The organism is Desulfosoma profundi, from assembly GCF_055387865.1.
Genome location: NZ_AP042420.1, coordinates 1,876,269 through 1,895,632 on the forward strand (window position 1 = coordinate 1,876,269; position 19,364 = coordinate 1,895,632).

Sequence of the window (19,364 nt, forward strand, 5' to 3'; positions counted from 1 at the left end):
CCTCGGGGTTATCGGGTGGAGCTTATGGTCTCGTTAAACGCATACCTCATGTTGGGCGCGGTGCTGTTTTCCATTGGTGCGGTTGGGGTGTTGGCGCATCGCAATGCGTTGATCATCTACATGTGCATTGAATTGATGCTGAACGCCGTCAACCTCACCATTGTGGCCTTTTCACGGTTTTTAAACAGCTTGGACGGTCATGTCTACGTCTTCATGATCATGACCGTGGCGGCGGCGGAGGCTGCCGTGGGGTTGGCGATCCTCATTGCGCTTTTCCGCAACAAGCCGACCGTCGATGTGGACGAAATCCATTTAAGCAAAGGTTAGGAAGGACGTGGAAACCATTCAGTCGATCAAACCCTTGCTGGCCGTGCTGGTGTCACTTCTGGCGGTGCCGCTGATCCTGAAGACCGGGGACGAGAAGCCGAATCTGCGGGAGTTTTGGTCCGTTCTGGCCGGGATCCTCAAATTTTCCATCGTCGTCTCCATGGCCCCGGCGATTCTTTCCGGGCACACCATCGAGTACACGTTGGTGGAAGGGTTCTACAAAGGGATCGACCTGAAGTTCCGTGTCGATGCCTTCGGGTTGCTCTTTGCCACGGTCTCCTCGTTTTTGTGGATCGTGACGACCTTCTACTCCGTCGGGTACATGCGGGCGGGGAAGGAGCATGCGCAGACCCGTTATTTTAGCTGCTTTGCCATCAGTTTGTCGGCGACCATGGGTGTGGCTTTCTCGGCCAACTTGGTGACGTTGTTCCTGTTTTACGAAATCCTCAGTTTGGCCACGGTGCCTTTGGTCGGGCATAAGGAAACGGATGAGGCGCTCCAGGGTGCCACAAAATACTTCTTGTATCTCCTGGGGTTATCCAAGACTTTGCTGCTTGCTGGAGTCATCATCGTCTACATCCACGCCGGGACCACAGACTTCCAGCCGGGCGGGCTGCTGAGGCCCCATGCCGGATCGGCGCTCTTGTTCGCAGCCTTCTTCCTGTTCCTCTTCGGTTTTGCCAAAGGGGCGGTGATGCCCTTCCACAACTGGCTGCCTTCGGCCATGGTGGCGCCGACCCCCGTCAGCGCCCTGCTCCATGCGGTGGCCGTTGTGAAAGTTGGTGTGTTTTCGATCCTGAGGGTCGTGTTCCACATTTACGGCGTGGACCTCATGAGCCGGATGAATCTGGGAATCACTGCTGCTTACGTCGTCTCGTTCACCATTATCATGGCTTCGGTGATCGCCCTGACCAAGGACAATCTGAAAGCCCGGCTGGCCTATTCCACGGTGAGTCAGCTGTCCTACGTCATCCTTGGGGCGGTTTTGCTGACTCCGAGCAGCATGGTGGGTGGGATTATGCATATCGCCAACCATGCGTTCTCCAAAATCACACTGTTCTTCTGCGCCGGCTCGCTGTACGCCTGCGCCCACAAGACGGAGGTCAGCCAGCTGTCCGGCATCGGGAAGAAAATGCCGTGGACGATGGCAGCCTTTTTCATTGCATCGCTGAGCATGATCGGGGTGCCGCCCGCGGCGGGTTTTACGAGCAAATGGTTCCTGGCGGTGGGATCCGTTGAGGCGCACGCTGTGCCCATACTCATGGTTTTGGTGATGAGCACCCTGTTGAATGCGGCGTACTTTCTGCCCATCACCTACAAGGCGTTTTTCGAGAAGGAACATCACCCCCACGACGTCGCAGCTCATGGACACGGGCATGGTGATGAGCACCATGAGGAGATTCGGGAACTGAAATTCGTGGTTGTCCCTCTGGTTTTGACTGCCATCATTTCCGTGCTCGTAGGGATCTTTCCCGATTACTTCCTCACATTGGCCAAGGAGGTAATCCGATGATCCGAAGGTTGGTTCTTTTTATCGGTGACCCCAAGAATTCCAAAAAGGTGAAGAAGATCGGGATCGCCATGTTGATCGTGACCTTCATCTCCGACTTCTTCGTTCACCGGGAACATGCCATGTACATTTGGGACAAAATCCCCGGCTGGGGGGCGTTGTATGGTTTTGTCTCGTGCGTGATCATCATCTTGGCGTCCAAGTTCTACGGTCATCAGTGCCGCATCATGAGGGACGAGGATTACTACAATGACTGAGTGGATTCACCCGTCCGTCTTCTACATTCCCGGGGCCTTTCTCCTTCCGTTCCTGCGCGGGCGGTTCCAGAAGGCGGCCATGTTGGCCCTGCCGCTTCTGGGAACGGCCTCCATGTATCTCATGATGCAGCTGCCCCACGGGTGCTACTGGACGTGGAATTTCCTTGGCCAGTCCATGTGCTTCGGGTCGGTGGACAAGCTGAGTATCGTGTTCGGGTGGGTGTTTACGATCATGTCGTTTATCGGCATGGTCTATGCGCTTCACGTGGACGATACGGGTCAGCACGTCGCCGCCTTGCTCTACGTCGGGGGATCTCTAGGGGTGACCTTTGCGGGAGATTTCTTGACCTTGTTCATCTTCTGGGAGCTCATGGCCTTCTCTTCGGTCTATCTGGTATTCGCGAGGCGCGAGCCGGACGCCATAGCGGCAGGCTTCCGATACATCTTGGTGCACGCCTTCGGGGGGGTGTGCCTGCTCGCCGGGGTGGTTCTGCACTACCTCAGCGGAGGGTCCATGGTGGTGGGCCCGCTGGAACAGGACGGCAGTTTGGCTTTTTACCTGATGCTCATCGGCGTCATCATCAACGCCGCCGTCCCGCCGCTCCATGCGTGGCTCACGGACGCCTATCCCGAAGGGACGGTCACCGGATCGGTCTTCATGTCGGCCTTCACGACGAAAACGGCGGTTTATGTCCTGGTCCGAGTGTTCCCAGGGACCGAGCTTTTGGTGGTTCTTGGGACCATCATGGCGCTCTACGGCGTCGTTTACGCCGTGTTGGAAAACGACTCCAGGCGACTGCTGGCGTACCACATCGTGAGTCAGGTGGGCTACATGGTCACCGGAGTGGGCATCGGGACGGAAATGTCTCTGAACGGGTCGGTGTCCCACGCCTTCGCCCACATCCTCTACAAAGGCCTGCTCTTCATGGGAGCCGGGGCGGTGATTCACATGACCGGCCGGAGGAAACTCACGGAGCTGGGCGGACTGTACCGCACCATGCCCATCACTTTGGTGCTCTACATGATCGGAGGCTTCGCCATCTCGGCCTTCCCGCTTTTCAGCGGCTTTGTGACGAAATCTATGGTGGTCGCCGCCGCAAGCCACGACCACCGGCCGCTGGTGGCGCTCCTGCTGACCATGGCGTCGTCGGGAACATTTCTCCATACGGGTCTGAAGCTACCCTACTACATGTTCTTCGGGAAGGATTCCGGCCTCGAGGCCAAAGAACCTCCTGCCAATATGATCTGGGCCATGGTCATCGCGTCCTTCCTGTGCATCGGCATCGGATGCTATCCGAAGCCTCTCTATGATCTGTTGCCGTTCCCGGTGGATTTCGACCCATACACGGGGGATCATGTCACGAGCGCTCTGGGGATTTTGCTCTTCACGGGCCTTGGGTTCTTCATGCTGCTGAAAAAGCTGGATCCCGAGCCGACGATCAGTATCGACACGGATTGGTTTTACCGTAAGGGGAGTCGGGTATTCATGTGGCTGGCGCAGCGTCCGGTGGCCACCACGGATGCGTATGTGGGGGAAATCTACCGGACATGGTTTTCCCGGTTCACGCTGTTCTTCTCGGACATTCTCGCTCGAATCATGGATGTCCGCGGCATTGACGGGGCCGTGAACGGCGTTGCGGACTTTTTCCTCGCGGCTTCTCGCAGGGTTCGGACCACGGCCACAGGGTTTGTGCGGCATTATGCGGCGACGATGCTCATCGCAGGCATCGTCATCCTCGGCTATTACCTCTTCTCCACTTTGATGAGTCTATGATGAATGCGGCGAATTTTCCCATCCTGTCGGTGACGACGTATCTGCCTCTCGTGGGCATGGTGCTGGTGTGTCTCATTCCAAGCCGGCACCGCAAGGCGATCCAGTGGACGGCCTTTCTGGCGACCGTGGCGACGTTTATTGTCTCGCTGCAGCTGTACACCCGGTTTGACACGACCACGTGGGAGATGCAGTTTGTCGAGGACGCCTCGTGGATTCCCCAGTTCGCCATTCGGTATCAGATGGGCATCGACGGGATCAGTCTCCTTTTGGTCCTGCTGACGACCTTCCTTTCGGCCGTGTCCGTGCTCTCCACGTGGACGGCGGTGACCGAGCGGGTGAAGGCCTATATGGCGTCCCTGCTGCTCCTGGAAACCGGGATGATCGGGGTGTTCTGCGCCCTGGACTTCATCCTGTTCTATGTCTTCTGGGAAGTCATGCTGATTCCCATGTACTTTATCATCGGGATTTGGGGCGGACCCCGGAGGATTTACGCCGCCGTCAAGTTCTTCATTTACACCATGAGTGGCAGCGTGCTCATGTTGGTGGCCATTCTCGTGCTGTATTTCATGCACTACGAGGCGACGGGGACCTATAGCTTCCATATTCTCGACTATCATAAGCTGGGACTGCCGGCGAACATCCAGATGTGGTTGTTTTTGGCCTTCGCGGTGGCCTTCGCCATCAAGGTTCCCATGTTTCCGTTCCATACATGGCTTCCGGATGCCCACGTGGAAGCCCCCACGGCAGGGAGTGTCATCCTGGCGGGTGTGCTTCTGAAGATGGGAACGTACGGCTTTCTAAGGTTTTGCCTCCCCATGTTTCCCGAGGCGACCGTGCAGTTTGTCCCGTTGATCCTCACTTTGTCGCTGATCGGGATCATCTATGGGGCCATGGTGTCCTTGGCGCAGGATGATGTGAAGAAATTGGTGGCCTACTCCAGCGTGAGCCATCTCGGTTACTGCATGCTCGGCATGTTCGCCTTGAATGCGGACGGAATTAAAGGCAGCCTCATTCAGATGGTGAACCACGGTTTGAGCACGGGGGCCCTGTTCTTGATTGTGGGGATCCTTTACGAGCGGCGCCATACCCGATTGATCTCTGAATATGGCGGAATCATGAAGGTCATGCCCATCTTCGCCTTCATCTTTCTCATGGTGGCCTTCTCGTCCATGGGCGTGCCGGGAACCAACGGGTTTGTGGGCGAACTGTTGATCCTCATCGGCGCATTCCAGGCTTCCTTGAAGTTCGGACTGGCCGCAACCGTAGGCTTGATTCTCGGGGCGGTGTACTTGCTGTGGACGGTCAGAAGGGTGGCGTACGGGCCGATCACCAAGGCCGAGAACCGGGAACTCAAGGACATGACGCCCAGGGAATATGCCTACATGCTGCCGGTTCTCCTCTTTATCTTCTGGATCGGGCTCTATCCCAAACCCTTCCTCAGGACCATGGATGCCTCCGTCGGGCACCTGCTGGAATCCGTTCAGTCGAGAACAACGGCGCACGCGACATTTCAAGGACCGGCATGGTTTCAGCATCTTGTCGCGAAGTTGATCTCCAACAGCTGACAAAGGGCCAAGGGCGGTAACTTATGGAACAGGTGATGAGCAGCATCAGTCTCAGCGCGATTGCTCCGGAGTTGGTTTTGGTCGCTTGCGGATTGATCGTGTTAATGATCCAAGCTGTCGCCGGGAAGAGATTTCGGGAATCCTACGCATATGTGAGCTTGGTCGGGGTGGCGGCGAGCGTCTATCTGCTGCTGAGCCGTCCTGGGCCTTTCGATGCGAGGATCGTGGAATATTCTTTCAACAATATGTGGGTCGTGGATAACTTCTCACGGTTTTTCAAGCTGATCTTCCTGCTGGGGACCGGCCTCACCGTTCTCATTTCCATCAAGTACCTCGACAACGAAGCCATGCAGCACGGCGAATACTACGCGCTGATGCTCATGTGCACCGTGGGCATGATGATCATGGCCAGCGCGACGGAGCTGATCACCATCTTCCTCGGGGTGGAGCTCATGTCCATTGCGCTCTATGCCCTGGCCGGCTACACGCGCTCGCGCATGATGTCCAACGAAGCGGCCATAAAGTATTTCATCCTTGGATCGTTTGCCTCGGGGTTTCTCATCTACGGGATTGCGCTGATTTACGGCACCACCGGGAGTTCGCAGATTCCCGATATCGCCCGGTATACTGCGGAGGCCGGGAGCGGTGCGGCGGTGCTTGTCATGGGCATGGCGTTGTTGATCGTGGGCTTCGGCTTCAAGACCGCCTCGGTGCCGTTCCACATGTGGGCTCCGGACGTGTATGAAGGGGCGCCGGCTCCTGTGACGGGCTTCATGTCCGCGGGCCCGAAGGCTGCGGCGTTCGCCGCGTTCGTGCGGATTTTCATGGAGGCTCTGCCGTCCCTGCAGACGAGCTGGATGATGGTGATCTGGGTCATGGCCGCCTTGACCATGACGGCCGGAAACATCATTGCCCTGGTGCAGGAAAACATCAAAAGGATGCTCGCCTATTCCAGCATCGCTCATGCAGGGTACGTGCTAGTGGCCTTTCTCGCGGCCGGAGAACTGGGGCTGACGAGCATCCTTTATTACATGCTGGTCTACACTTTCATGAACGTTGGGGCATTCGCCGTGATCACCATGCTCGCTGGAGCCGGGGAATCTCGGGTGAGAGTGGAAGACTACCGTGGGGTCGGGTACAAGCACCCAGTGGCGGCCTTGGCCATGAGCCTTTTTCTCTTCTCGTTGGCTGGCATTCCTCCGACGGGGGGCTTCATGGGGAAATTTTATATCTTCTCCGCCGCCATCAAGCAGGGGTTCATCTGGCTGGCCATCATCGGCGTGCTGAACAGTGTCGTCTCCGTCTATTACTATCTGCGGGTGACGGTGGCGATGTACATGCAGCCGCCGGAAAGGACCGAGTCTGTGCCGACGGCCGCGGCGTTGTCGCCGGCGCTGATCGTCGCGGTCGCCATATCCGCCTACGGCGTACTGTCCCTGGGGCTGTTTCCCTCAACCTATGTGGCCATGGTGAAAGAATCCTTTCTGTCCTTTCTCTAAAACCCCACGCAGGGGTTTCCCGTCGCGTCGGAGTCGGCTAAACTGGCGTGCGGGGGTAAGGTAAAGGGAAAACCGGTTGCGAAGAGAGAAAAAGGGATGAGTTCGGTAAAACTGACGATTGACGGGCGGGAGGTCGCCGTCGCGGCGGGAAGTTCACTCCTCGACGCGGCGCACGCCGCCGGCGTGAAGATTCCGACGCTATGCTACCACGAACGGCTCAATCCTATCGGGTCGTGCAACCTCTGCGTGGTGGAAGTCGCCGGCAAGAGCGCTCCGGTTCAGGCGTGCAAGACGGCGGCGGAAGACGGCATGCAGGTCACCACAGACTCGGAGCTGCTGCAGGCCATGCGGCAGAAGGCCATGCAACGGCTCTTGGTGCACCATCCGTTGGATTGCCCCATCTGCGACAAAGCCGGCGACTGTCGGCTCCAGGATTTGGTGGTGGATCTCGGGGTGACGGCCGAGAGCTATGAGGCGCCCAAGGAGCGGACCGATGTGGTCTATGCGACCCCGCTCATCAAATACTGGCGCGATCGATGCGTGCTGTGCCAACGGTGCGCAGCCGCCTGTCGGGAAATCAAAGGCCAGGGAGCCATCGATTTTGTGGAAGTCAACGGCTCCATGGAGATGAGGGTCACTCCGGAAAAGTGTGTCTCCTGCGGCGAGTGCCTGCAGGTCTGCCCAACGGGAGCTTTGACGGAGAATTTGAGCCCGATCAAAGCGCGCGTCTTTACCACGAAAAAGGTCCCTACCACGTGCGCCTATTGCGGCTGCGGCTGTCAGATCGAGCTTAGTGTGCTGGACAATCGCATTGTTGCCGTGAACGGACGACATGACCCGACCATCAACGAGGCGAGCCTGTGTGTCAAGGGGCGGTTCGGATACGAGTTCGTTGCCAGTGAGGAGCGGTTGAAGAAGCCCTTGATCCGAAAGGGAGAGGGCTTTGTGGAAGTAAGTTGGAACGAAGCCCTCGATCACGTCGCCAAGAACCTCCAGCGGATCAAGGCCGAACACGGGCCGGATGCCATCGGAGGATTTGCCTCGGCCCGGTGCACCAATGAAGAAAACTACGTCTTCCAGAAATTTATGCGCGCGGTGATCGGCACCAACAATGTGGATCACTGCGCCCGTCTCTGACACAGCTCCACGGTGGCAGGTCTTGCCGCCACGTTCGGAAGCGGTGCCATGACGAACCCGTTGAAGGATGTGCTCAATTCGGGCGTCATCCTCCTCACGGGATCCAACACCACGGCGAATCATCCGATTGTGGCCAATTACATCCACGAAGCGGTGACAAAGCGTGGAGCGAAACTCATCGTCGTTGATCCGCGGTGCATCAAGCTGGTGGACATTGCCACTCTGTGGCTCCAGCCAGCCGTGGGGACCAACGTGGCCTGGATCAACGGGCTGATGAACGTCATTCTTGAAGAGAACCTCTATAACAAGGCCTACGTGGAGGAACGCACCGAGGGATTCGAGGAGCTGAAGGCGTGCGTCGCCAAGTACACGCCCAAGTATGTTTCCAAGATCACGGGTCTCAAGGAAAAAGATATCATTGCGGCAGCACGGCTTTTCGCCACGTCGGGACCGGGCGCCATCCTCTACTGCATGGGGATCACGCAGCACACGACAGGGACAAACAACGTGAAATGCTTGGCCGCCCTGTCTATGCTGTGCGGTTATGTGGGAGTGCCCGGCGGAGGAGTGTGCCCGCTGCGCGGACAGAACAACGTGCAGGGAGCCTGTGACATGGGCGGCTTGCCCAACGTCTACTCCGGATACCAAGTGGTCACGGCCGAAGAGAACCGCCAAAAGTTCGAGAAGGCGTGGGGTGTGCCAAAGCTCTCCGATAAGGTGGGCATGACGGTCACGGAAATGGTGGCGAATGCCGGCAAAGCCATCAAAGCGTTGTATATCATGGGCGAAAATCCGGTCCTCAGCGATGCCGACATCAACCACGCGGAGAAAGCCTTGGCGTCCTTGGACTTCCTGGTGGTCCAGGACATTTTCTTGACGGAGACGGCAAAGCTGGCGCACGTGGTGCTCCCCAGTGCCTGTTTTGCGGAAAAAGAAGGGACGTTCAGCAATACCGAGCGGAAGGTCCTTCGGGTTCGCAAGGCCGTGGATGCTCCCGGGGAGGCCAGAGAAGACTGGTGGATTACGGCGGAAATCGCCAAGCGCATGGGCTATCCCATGGAATACGACGGCCCGGAAGCCATCATGAAAGAAATCAACGCCGTGACCCCGAGCTACGGCGGAATCACTTACGAACGATTGGAAAAAGGCGGATTGGTCTGGCCCTGCCCGACCCAGGACCATCCAGGGACGCCCATCCTCCACGTGGGACGGTTCACGAGGGGGAAAGGGGCCTTTTTCGCCATTGACTACCAGCCCCCGGCGGAACTGGCCGACGCGGAGTACCCGTTTGTGCTCACCACAGGCCGGGTCCACTGGCATTATCATACCGGAACCATGACCCGGAAGGGATTCGCCTTGAACCGCCTTTATCCGGAGCCCCTGGCGGAAATCAATGCTCAGGACGCAAAGAAGCTGAAAATCGCCGATGGGGAGTATGTGCGGATTTCGTCGCGGCGGGGCAGCATCACCATCAAGGCGATGGTGTCCAACATCACGGCGCGCGGCGTGGTGTTTGTCCCCTTCCACTTCTATGAGGCGGCCGCCAACCGGTTGACCATCAGCGCCTTGGATCCCGTCTCCAAGATACCCGAACTGAAGGTGTGTGCCGTCAAGGTGGAAAAAGCCGCGTAGAGGTTGGCATTGAAGAGTCCTGATCCCCGGAGGGAGGGCGATCCCGCCGGGGATTTTTTTTGCCCTGAGCTTCATATCCGCCAACGGGAGCCTTCCCATTTCTTCACGAGCTCTGTCCCTCAATGCCGTCCACGGGGGAGACAAGGCAATGCCAGAAAATCGGGTTGTGCGGCCCCTGCGGCCCACACGGAGGGCGTCAGGCCGATGGGGGGGATTTTGTTCAGAGAATTTTGTGCCTCTTCAGTTTGCTGTAGAGGGTGTTTCGGCCGATACCTAAGGCCCGTGCGGCCTCGGAGATGTTTCCCCGGAAATGGAGGTAGGCTTGGCGGATCGATTCCGCTTCCCGGCGCTTCAGATTGAAATCCGCGGCTTCCGAAGAAGGCGCCGATAAGGACGTGCCTTGGAGAAGATCTTCGGGGAGACATTCTGCAGAGAGCACATCTCCCGGCATCAGGGCGATTGCCGCCTCAATGGCATAACGCAGCTCCCTGACATTCCCCGGCCAATGGTATCGGCGCAAAGCAGCGTAAAAATCGGGAAGTACCGCTCGAACCTCACGTTGCAATTTTTTGCCATGCAGCCGGATAAAATGTTGGATCAGAAGCTCGAGATCCTCTGTCCGCTCGCGCAACGGCGGCAATGAAATCCGCACCACATTCAGCCGATAAAACAGGTCCTCGCGAAACTGACCCGCCGCGACCCTTTGAGCCAGGTTCCTGTGGGTTGCGGCGATGATACGGACATCTACGGGTATCGGTTTGGTCCCCCCTACGCGAGTTACGTGCCCTTCCTCGAGCACCCGCAGCAGATTCACTTGCATATCTAAGGGCATCTCCGCGATTTCATCCAAGAATAAGGTGCCGCCGGAAGCCGATTCAAATTTGCCGGGAGAGCCTCCCCGCCGTGCCCCGGTAAATGCTCCCTCTTCATATCCGAAGAGGACGCTCTGGACGAGCCCGGACGGGATGGCTCCGCAGTTCACCGCCACAAAGGGTCCGCGACGCCTCGGACTTCCTTCGTGAATGGCGCGAGCCAGGACTTCTTTCCCTGTGCCACTCTCCCCGACGACAAGAACGGTGGTATCCGTCCGGGCCACGCGTCTGGCCACCTCGACGGCCTTGCGAATGGCTGGACTTCGGCCCAGGAGCGTGCCGAAGGGATCATCCTCATCGTCAGGCACCGCTTTCACTTTTGGCACGGTTCTAGATTCCTGGAGGATCAAGCATGTGCCCATGGCCGTTCCATTTCGGCTCCGAACGGGATGGACAAAAGCCGACACCGATTCCTTCCCAAAGCACCGCACAGGAATCACGCCTCCTTTGGAGTCGAAACTCTTTTGGTAGGAGCCTTTCGTTGTCGGCCGTGGCAGGTCGAACCAAGTGCGGGCCTTGGCACCCCAGAGCTGGTTTCGGGGTATTCCGAGAAGGTCCGCAGCCGCGTCGTTACCTTCCAGGATTATCCCGTCAGGGTCGACAAAGAGCAGGCCCACCGCCACGGAGCCGCTCAGCTGCTGTACCAGGTTATAGGCTCGAAACAGGTGTTGGGCCGCCTCCATCCGATAGAGACGGCTTTCAATGAGTCGCGCTCCATGCAAGGCCACCTCCAGCGCGCGTTCGTGATCGACGTCAAGTGGGCCTGAGATATCCAACACCGCCACAGGCTTGCCGTCCCATCCAAAGATGGGTGCAGCGGAGCAGATCCAGCTGTGGTGACTCTCGCAGAAATGTTCCTTTCCCTGGACCCGGAGAGGATGGCCGCATTGCAGAGCGGTCCCGATGGCATTGGTCCCCACGCTGTTTTCAGACCAATTGGCTCCAGGACCGAAATTCAACAGATCCGCCGCGCTCAGTGCCTTCACGTCTCCGAACATCCCCAACAGATATCCCCGCCCGTCGCTGACCGTCACGAGAAGACCCTGGTTACGGATGAGACCATAGATTTGGGTCTGGATATCCAGCGTGAGATCTTTGAGAAACTTGAATTCATCACCCAGTTCGGCGTCGGAGCGGATGTCCCGACATTTGCCTTCCGCCGGGTCCACCCCGCTTTGCCGGCACCGGGACCAGGAGCGAACGATGACCTCACGGACAGATTCGGAGGGAACCCCTTTGAGCACGTAGTCCTTCCAAGTTTTCATGTCTAGATTTCGCGACGAGAGAATGAGAGGGGAGGTGTTACAAGCGCCGGAAAGTTTCTTTGACCTGGAAGACGGGACAAGTTGGAACCGGGATCCCTGCCAGACCAATTCATACATGGTTCCCACCTCCTCAGCGAAGCGAGAAACCCTTCGTGCTGCAGGAAGATGCCCTGCGACGGCCGCCTTCGTTCCCTACTGTTGCTATTCATAAAATGAACGCCTTGTACTTTCCAACATCTTTTTCCGGAGTGGCGGTTTTGGGCCCAGCTGGTGTTCGAAAACAGAACAGTCCGCCGGAAACTACCCCCAGGAAAATCGTTGTCCCTTCATGCTTTGTGCTTGGCACCTCTTTTGCCCGGAAGCTTTGTTTGAAAATCTCTGGTTCATCCTGGGTACACAGACAAGGAGGTAAGCGGTGGCCGTTCAGGTGTTCATGCCCAAATGGGGCCTCACGATGACCGAAGGCAAGATCACCCGGTGGTTCAAGGAGGAAGGGGACCCGGTGGCTGTGGGCGAGCCGCTGTTCGAGGTGGAAACAAGTAAGATTACCAACAAGGTGGAATCGCCCGCCACCGGGATCCTGTTTCAGATTCTGGTTCCTGCCGGGGTAACGGTTCCCGTGAAGACTCTGGTCGCCATCATCGCCGAAGCCGGGGAGAAACTCGAACGTCTCGCCGGGGCATCTGAACCCGTCGGAGACCTTCCGCAGAAACCTGAAGCGGCGGCGACTCCTCAGCCCTCCTTCGTGCGAGCGACACCGGCCGCGCGTCGCTTGGCCAGGGAGTGGGGAATGGACTTGGCCGGGATTCAAGGCTCCGGCCCCGAAGGACGGGTGACGGAGCAGGATGTCCGCCGCCACAAGGCACAAGTGGAGGCGGGTCCGGCCGTCAGCCCTCAGGCCAGGGATCTGGCTGAAAAAGAAGGAATTGACCTGGCCATGGTTCAGGGCACGGGCGAAGGCGGTCGGATCACCAAGGTGGACGTGCTTCGGGCCGTGGAGGCGAAGAAAAAGGCTCCGGCGGGGCAAGAACCGCAACGTCCCGAAAAGCCGAGTGTTCTTCCGGGGGCGGTGCGTCCGCTGAGCGGCATGCGCAAAATCATCGCCGACAACATGATGGCGAGTCTGCATCACTCGGCGCAGCTCACGGTCTTTGTGGAAGTGGACGTCACCGAACTGCTTCGGCTCAGGGATCGCCTCCGAGCACGATTTTCTTCGGTCAACGACCCAAAGGTCGGCATCAACGACCTCATCTGCTACGCCCTGTGTCGTGCTCTTCAGCGTGTCCCCGTGATGAACTCCTGGCTCACGGAAGAGGGCATCCGCATCCATGAGGGCGTCAACCTGGGGATTGCCGTCGCTCTACCCGAGGGACTCATTGTCCCCAATGTCAAGGATGCCCACCGAAAGAGCCTCTTCGAGTTGTCTCGGGACATCAGGGAAGTGGTGACCAAGGCGCGGGAAAATCGCCTCACGGTGGATGAAATCCAGGGCGGGACGTTCACCGTCACCAACGTGAGCCGTCAGGGGGTGGACGGCTTCACGCCGATTCTTAATCCGCCGGAAACGGGCATCTTGGGGGTGGGGCGGGTGGTGCTCAAGCCTGCCGTATATCAGGAGCAAATCCACATTCGCAGCTTGATGACCTTGAGCCTGACCTTCGACCATCGAGTCACAGACGGTGTCCCGGCCATGACCTTCTTGAGAACCTTAGCGGATTATCTGGAAGATCCCGCCACGTTGATCGCCTAAGAAAGGAATCGGGCCATGGCTGTCAAACGATTTGTGGTGGAGCTGGGAACGGGAGCGGATTTGCACGGTGAGAACATGACCAAAGCCGCCTGCCGGGCTGTGCGGGATGCCATCGGGCGCAGCTGCCTGTGTGGGCTGATCGAGATTCTCGGTCTTGAGAGTTTGGAGGAGGTGCAGGTGGAGATCCTCGTGGCCTGTCCCGATCCGGACCAGGTCGACCGGGATGCCGTCGCGGCGGAAGTCCCCATCGGCCGCAAAACCGTCCGAGTGATCTCCGGGGGAATGATGGCCCCGGGGATTTGCGTCGACCGGTTCGCCGAAAGGTGTGACCGGATTGTCGTGGCCAATGCAGCGATCACCGTATCCGTGGATTCATAGGAAAACGGGTGCCTGAGGCACCCCGCTCGGGAGGTGCACCATGAGTCTGACCGAAGAAAACCTCGTACAGATGTACACCACCATGGTCAGGATTCGAGACTTTGAAAGCAAGGTTCAAGAGTTTTTCGCCGCAGGCAAAATTCCGGGTTTTGTCCACTTGTACATCGGCGAAGAGGCCGTGGCCACCGGGACATGCGCCGTACTCCACTCCTCCGACTACATCACCAGCACGCACCGGGGCCACGGGCATTTGATTGCCAAGGGCGGGGACCTGAAGAGGATGATGGCGGAACTGTTCGGCCGGAGAACCGGGTACTGCAAAGGCAAAGGGGGATCCATGCACATCGCCGATGTGGATCTCGGCATCCTCGGTGCCAACGGGATTGTCGGCGGTGGCGGTCCCATCGCCAATGGGGCGGCTCTGGCTGCTCAGTACCGAGGGACAGATCAGGTGGCGGTGTGCTTTTTCGGGGACGGCGCCGCTAACCAGGGGACGACGCAAGAAGCCATGAATCTGGCCAGTGCCTGGAAGCTTCCCGTAGTGTTCGTCAACGAAAACAACGGCTACGGCATTTCTTGTCCCACATGCAAGTCCATGGCCGTTGCGGACATCGCCGATCGGGCCGCCGCCTATGACATGCCCGGTGTGGTCGTGGACGGCAACGATGTGGTGGCGGTTTACGAAGCGGTAGCCGAAGCCGTGGCCCGGGCTCGCGCCGGCAATGGCCCGTCGCTCATCGAATGCAAGACCTATCGCTGGTGCGGGCATTTCGAAGGGGATGCCTGCACGTACCGGGACGAAGATGAGGTCCGCACATGGAAAGAAAAAGATCCCATCGCCCGGTTTCGAGCAAAACTCATGGATCAAGGAATCCTCACGGAGGCGAAAGACCGGGAAATTCGGGAAGGGATCGCCAGAGAACTCCAGGAAGCCGTCCGATTTGCCGAAGAAAGCCCGCTTCCGGCGCCGGAAGAAGTTCTGGAAGACGTTTACGCGTAGCCGGCGGATAAACCTTTCCGTCGCCGTCAACTCCAAGGGTTCGAGGAGAAAGCCATGCCGACCAAGACTTATCTTCAGGCCATCAACGAAGCCCTTCGTCAGGAGATGGAGCGCGATTCGGATGTGTTCATCATGGGGGAAGATGTGGGTCCTTTCGGAGGGTGCTTCGGGGTCACCAAGGGCCTGTACGAGCAATTCGGGGAAAAGAGGGTCAGAGACACGCCCATTACGGAAAGCGCCATCATCGGGGCGGCTACGGGTGCCGCGGCGGCCGGGTTGCGGCCGGTGTGCGAGATCATGTTTGTGGATTTCATTGGGGTGGCCTTGGACCAGTTGTTCAATCAAGCGGCCAAGATGCGCTACATGTTCGGCGGGAAAGCCAAAATCCCCATGGTGCTTCGCACCCCGCAAGGAGCGGGTATCGGAGCGGCGGCCCAACACTCCCAAAGCCTGGAAGCGTGGTTCGCCCATGTGCCGGGTCTGAAAGTGGCCATGCCGGCGACGCCTTACGACGCCAAGGGGCTGCTCATCACTGCCATCCGGGATGACAATCCGGTGGTCTTTCTGGAACACAAGCTCCTCTATGGCCTCGAAGGCGAAGTTCCGGATGAGTTATACACCGTGCCCTTTGGGAAAGCGGAAGTGAGAAGATCCGGGAACGACGTGACCCTTGTGGCCACGGCCAAGATGGTCCATACGGCCCTTGAAGCCGCGGACGTTCTCGCTAAGGACGGCATTTCGGCGGAGGTCATCGATCCCCGGACCCTTGTTCCCTTTGATACCGATACCGTGGTGGAATCCGTCAAAAAGACCCATGCCCTTGTGGTGGTCCACGAGGCGGTCAAACAGGGGGGATTCGGTGCAGAAATCGCCGCCCAGGTGGCCGAATTGGCCTTCGATTACCTGGACGGACCCATCATGAGGGTGGCGGCACCGTTTACGCCCGTGCCGTTCTCCCCACCCTTGGAGCAGGCGTTCCTTCCCAAGGTGAATGACATTGTGGAGGCAGTGAAAAAAATCCGCGGTTGAGCGGACGTTCTCGCAAAACTGACGGCTCCATTGGAAAAGGATCGCCATGTCCGCCTCGGTAGGGATTGTGGCCAACCCTGCTTCAGGAAAAGATATCCGAAGGTTAGTGGCTCACGGCAGCGTGTTCGATAATCAGGAAAAGGTCCGCATTGTCCGGCGGATTCTCATGGGCCTCGAGGCCGTGGGGGTTCGATCGGTCTATTACATGCCCGATGCGTACGCCATCGTGGATCGGGCTTTGCGGGGCTGTTCTGTGGCCATGGCCGTCCACCCGGTGCCCATGGCCATTAAGGACGGTCAAGAGGACTCCACACAAGCGGCCGCGTGGATGGAAGCCCGAGGTGTAGGGTGCCTCGTGGTTCTGGGGGGAGACGGCACGTGCCGCGCGGTGACCAAAGGCACCCGAAGCGTGCCTCTCCTGCCCATTTCCACCGGGACCAACAATGTCTTCCCACACGTCCTGGAAGCCACCATTGCAGGATTGGCGGCCGGGTTGGTGGCCACCGGGGCTGTCCCCTTGGAGGAATCGGGTTCCAGGGTGACATGCCTGGAAGTGTTGTGTGACGACACACCAGTGGATCTCGCCCTCGTGGATGTGGCCGTGTGCGAAGGCAGTTTCATCGGGGCGCGGGCTGTTTGGGAGGTGGAAAAAGTCCGGCAGGTTTTTCTTTCCCGATGCCGGCCGGAATCCATTGGGTTGTCCGCGGTTGGGGGACAGTTGACGACCATCGAACCCCAAGAACCCTCGGGGCTCCACCTGGTCATGGGGGGAGGAGGCCTGGAGGTTTCCGCGGCCATCGCACCCGGATTGATTCGCAACGTGGCTCTGAAACGATTCGAAAGAATGGTGCCGGACCGGTCCTATCCGGTGTTGGGACAGCGGTGTGTCCTGGCTTTGGACGGCGAGCGGGAGCTGGAGGTCAAGCCGGACACGTCGTTATCCGTTCGGTTGTCGCTGGATGGTCCATTTGTGGTGAGTGTCCCGCGCCTCATGGAGCGAGCGCGCGACAAGGGTGTTTTTGTCAACAGGCGATGATGGGCTTCCGCGGGGAAGCCGAGAGGAGAAAAGATGGGCGAAGTCCTGAAAGCTGCGTTTCTTTTCGTCGCACCGGAAGCCGACCCCGGCGTGCATCGCCAGTGGGTGAAAACCCCTAAGGTCCACCTTCTGGTCCTGGGCGTTTGCAACTATCAAGTGGCGGCTCAAATGGCCAAAGAGTTGGTGGCCAAAGAGGGGATCCAAGCCATCGAGCTCTGCGGTGGGTTCGGTCATCGCGGGACGGCTTTGGTGGCCGAGGCTGTGGGGGAATCGGTGCCCGTGGGTGTGGTCCGTTTCGACGTGCACCCTGGACTGGGCAATGGCAGCGGAGATTCGCTGTTTTAATTCTTCGGTGATGAAGGCCGGGTCCAAGGGATGATCCCGGGCCCCGACCTTTCCAGCGGTTCAGCCGAAAAGATCTTCCAGAGCCTCGAAAACGTATTTCAGATACATAAGCTTCGGCGATCCTCCCATGGCGACGGCCATGAGCGCCGCCTGGAGGATTTGGTCCCGCGGTGCCCCTGCGGCCGCGGCGGCTTCCACGTGAATGGCGATGCACATGTCGCATTGAGACATGACGGAGCAGGCCACGAGAATCAATTCCTTTTCTCGAGGGCTGAGGTCTCCTTTCAAGGACATGGATTTGGTGAATTCCAGATATTTTTCATAAACCTCGGGAACGTGTTTTTGAATGGCCTCAAAGGCCTCACCTGCTTTTTCCGCCGTATTCATCGAATCCTTCCTCCCCTTCCCAACAGATTCCATTGGCCGGCACTCCCCTGTCGAAAAGACCGTCATGGACCAGGGGAGCAAAGATCGTGCTGAGCCGTCTGGATAACGATGCGGGACTCCTGGCATTCAAATCCCCCCATGAGAATCCGTGGCTTTGACATGCCGCGGCGACAATCAAGCGAAGAGGTGCGCCTGGCGTGTGCAAGCCCGCCGGACTTTTCAGAGAAAGAGGGTTCAGGGCCGAACCGTTTTTTGTGCCGTTCATGCGGCACAGGAATGAATCAGAGGCGTGAGAGGAACTCTCGGGTGGAATGCAGCCTGTTCGGGTTTAGAACAGGCTTTTCACGCAATGTTTCAAGATGGAACAAACGTGCGCAGTCCGTGCGCCGCAACAGACTAGACCAACGCTTCGGCCAACTGACGGGGGTATATCCCTTGGATGTAGTGTTGCACCGACCGAGTTTCCAAATGGGCGGCGAGCTCTTGGAGGTCGTGTCTTAGCCCGCGCAGGCCCGACTCGAGATCGGCCATTTCCCCGGAGCCGAAAAAGTCACCGAAGATGCGGGCATTCTGGATCACGCCGCACTGGACCTCGAGATAGACTTCCAAAACCCCCGCATGGGTCTTCGTCACCTTATGAAAATTGTAGGGCGGTGAGCTGCCGTAGTTCCACTCCCAGAGCCGGTAGCGCCGATCGGCCAATCGATCGATGGCCTCACAGTCGCATGGGGAAAGATTGACCACCCGTGATGTTTTCTCTTTTCGGATAAACTCAAAAAGGCTGTGCATGAACGCTTCGGGTGAAAGGTCTGCGCTGAGATGGTCCCGAAGGTTGGTCACCCGCTTTCGGATGGACGGGATGCCGCGGTCGCTGTATTTGACGTCCCCGACGCGCAGGGCCTCTTCCATTGTATCAAGGTCCGTGTCGAAAAGCAGGGTTCCGTGGTGAAGAAGGTTGCCGCGGCGGCTGTACTGCGCATTGCCGGAGATTTTGAGCCCGTGGACGCAGATGTCGTTTCGGCCGTCGAAAGCCGCCGGAACCCCTAAATTCAAAAGAAAGTGCAAAATGGGCGCGGTAAAATCTTGAAAGGATGTCGGCTCGGAACCGCGGCCGGGCTCGATAAATGTGAAGTTGATGTTTCCCAGGTCGTGATAGACGGCACCTCCTCCGCTGAGACGCCGCACCACGTGGATCCCTCGGGTTTCCACGAACGGTCGGTTGATTTGAGCGCACGTGTTTTGGTTCCGGCCGACGATGACCGCCTCCCGGTTCCTCCACAAAAGAAAACAAGGTTCCTCGGCCTTTTCCAACAAGTATTCTTCCGCGGCCAAGTTCCACGCGGGATCCGTTTGGTCATTCAGGATACCGATCATGGCCTCCTCCCCAGTATGGATCATTGGATGTGGAGAAGCGCACCCCGCTCAGCCTTCCTTCCAAGTCGGACGGCATGGTCCGTGACTGAAGTCTCCATCCCGTTGAAACTCCCTCAGGCCGGAATCAAACTGTGCGGTTCTCCGTGGATCCAAAACGGGACTTCTCACCCGACGATCATTGGGTGGTCGACATCGCCGGCATGGCCCGTAAAGTGCGAAGCTCGGGA

General features: G+C 58.4%; 16 protein-coding genes. 13 read left to right on the top strand and 3 right to left on the bottom strand.

Annotation, left to right across the window (positions count from 1 at the left end; translation table 11 throughout):
* The first annotated feature begins 24 nt into the window (after positions 1-24).
* The 7 genes from nuoK to fdhF all read left to right on the top strand — a co-directional run bounded on the left by nuoK (position 25) and on the right by fdhF (position 9,701).
* Positions 25-327, top strand: coding sequence for an NADH-quinone oxidoreductase subunit NuoK (nuoK, locus tag ACZ5K9_RS08035; RefSeq protein WP_464273895.1), 303 nt, complete (start codon positions 25-27; stop codon positions 325-327).
* A 7-nt stretch (positions 328-334) separates the two neighbouring features.
* Positions 335-1,840, top strand: coding sequence for a monovalent cation/H+ antiporter subunit D family protein (locus ACZ5K9_RS08040; RefSeq protein ID WP_464273896.1), 1,506 nt, complete (start codon positions 335-337; stop codon positions 1,838-1,840).
* Entirely contained in the window at positions 1,837-2,094 is a 258-nt protein-coding gene (locus tag ACZ5K9_RS08045; RefSeq protein ID WP_464273897.1) for a hypothetical protein, read from the top strand. Before ACZ5K9_RS08040 ends, ACZ5K9_RS08045 begins: the two co-directional genes overlap by 4 nt.
* Positions 2,087-3,868: a Na(+)/H(+) antiporter subunit D gene (locus ACZ5K9_RS08050; protein ID WP_464273898.1), complete on the top strand. Its 1,782-nt coding sequence runs from the start codon at positions 2,087-2,089 to the stop codon at positions 3,866-3,868. Before ACZ5K9_RS08045 ends, ACZ5K9_RS08050 begins: the two co-directional genes overlap by 8 nt.
* Positions 3,865-5,433 (top strand): NADH-quinone oxidoreductase subunit M, encoded by a 1,569-nt coding sequence (locus ACZ5K9_RS08055; RefSeq protein ID WP_464273899.1) that lies wholly within the window; start codon positions 3,865-3,867, stop codon positions 5,431-5,433. The genes ACZ5K9_RS08050 and ACZ5K9_RS08055 overlap by 4 nt, the downstream gene beginning before the upstream one ends.
* A 35-nt stretch (positions 5,434-5,468) precedes the next feature.
* Positions 5,469-6,932 (top strand): NADH-quinone oxidoreductase subunit N, encoded by a 1,464-nt coding sequence (locus ACZ5K9_RS08060; RefSeq protein ID WP_464273900.1) that lies wholly within the window; start codon positions 5,469-5,471, stop codon positions 6,930-6,932.
* 96 nt (positions 6,933-7,028) lie between these two features.
* Positions 7,029-9,701 (top strand): formate dehydrogenase subunit alpha, encoded by a 2,673-nt coding sequence (gene fdhF, locus ACZ5K9_RS08065; protein WP_464273901.1) that lies wholly within the window; start codon positions 7,029-7,031, stop codon positions 9,699-9,701.
* 220 nt (positions 9,702-9,921) lie between these two features.
* Here fdhF and ACZ5K9_RS08070 read toward each other — a convergent pair whose 3' ends face one another.
* Positions 9,922-11,838, bottom strand: coding sequence for a sigma-54-dependent Fis family transcriptional regulator (locus ACZ5K9_RS08070; RefSeq protein WP_464273902.1), 1,917 nt, complete (start codon positions 11,836-11,838; stop codon positions 9,922-9,924).
* Between the two features lie 415 nt (positions 11,839-12,253).
* Here ACZ5K9_RS08070 and ACZ5K9_RS08075 point away from each other — a divergent pair, with 415 nt between their 5' ends.
* From ACZ5K9_RS08075 to ACZ5K9_RS08100, 6 genes are read left to right on the top strand one after another with little or no spacing between them, the layout of a single operon-like run.
* The gene (locus tag ACZ5K9_RS08075) at positions 12,254-13,588 is read left to right on the top strand and encodes a dihydrolipoamide acetyltransferase family protein (RefSeq protein ID WP_464273903.1); all 1,335 of its coding nucleotides are present in this window, start codon (positions 12,254-12,256) and stop codon (positions 13,586-13,588) included.
* Positions 13,589-13,603: 15 nt separating this feature from the next.
* Positions 13,604-13,966: a Lin0512 family protein gene (locus ACZ5K9_RS08080; RefSeq protein WP_464273904.1), complete on the top strand. Its 363-nt coding sequence runs from the start codon at positions 13,604-13,606 to the stop codon at positions 13,964-13,966.
* 40 nt (positions 13,967-14,006) lie between these two features.
* Positions 14,007-14,966, top strand: a complete 960-nt coding sequence (locus ACZ5K9_RS08085) for a thiamine pyrophosphate-dependent dehydrogenase E1 component subunit alpha (RefSeq protein WP_464273905.1) — start codon at positions 14,007-14,009, stop codon at positions 14,964-14,966.
* Positions 14,967-15,020: 54 nt separating this feature from the next.
* The gene (locus tag ACZ5K9_RS08090) at positions 15,021-15,995 is read left to right on the top strand and encodes an alpha-ketoacid dehydrogenase subunit beta (protein WP_464273906.1); all 975 of its coding nucleotides are present in this window, start codon (positions 15,021-15,023) and stop codon (positions 15,993-15,995) included.
* A 46-nt stretch (positions 15,996-16,041) separates the two neighbouring features.
* Complete coding sequence (locus ACZ5K9_RS08095; protein WP_464273907.1) at positions 16,042-17,031, top strand: ATP-NAD kinase family protein; 990 nt, start codon at positions 16,042-16,044, stop codon at positions 17,029-17,031.
* Between the two features lie 33 nt (positions 17,032-17,064).
* Complete coding sequence (locus ACZ5K9_RS08100) at positions 17,065-17,376, top strand: DUF6506 family protein (RefSeq protein ID WP_464273908.1); 312 nt, start codon at positions 17,065-17,067, stop codon at positions 17,374-17,376.
* 60 nt (positions 17,377-17,436) lie between these two features.
* Here the strand turns inward: ACZ5K9_RS08100 and ACZ5K9_RS08105 are convergent, their stop codons facing one another.
* Positions 17,437-17,763, bottom strand: coding sequence for a carboxymuconolactone decarboxylase family protein (locus ACZ5K9_RS08105; RefSeq protein WP_464273909.1), 327 nt, complete (start codon positions 17,761-17,763; stop codon positions 17,437-17,439).
* 396 nt (positions 17,764-18,159) lie between these two features.
* Entirely contained in the window at positions 18,160-19,137 is a 978-nt protein-coding gene (locus ACZ5K9_RS08110) for a lipoate--protein ligase (RefSeq protein WP_464273910.1), read from the bottom strand.
* Positions 19,138-19,364 lie beyond the last annotated feature (227 nt).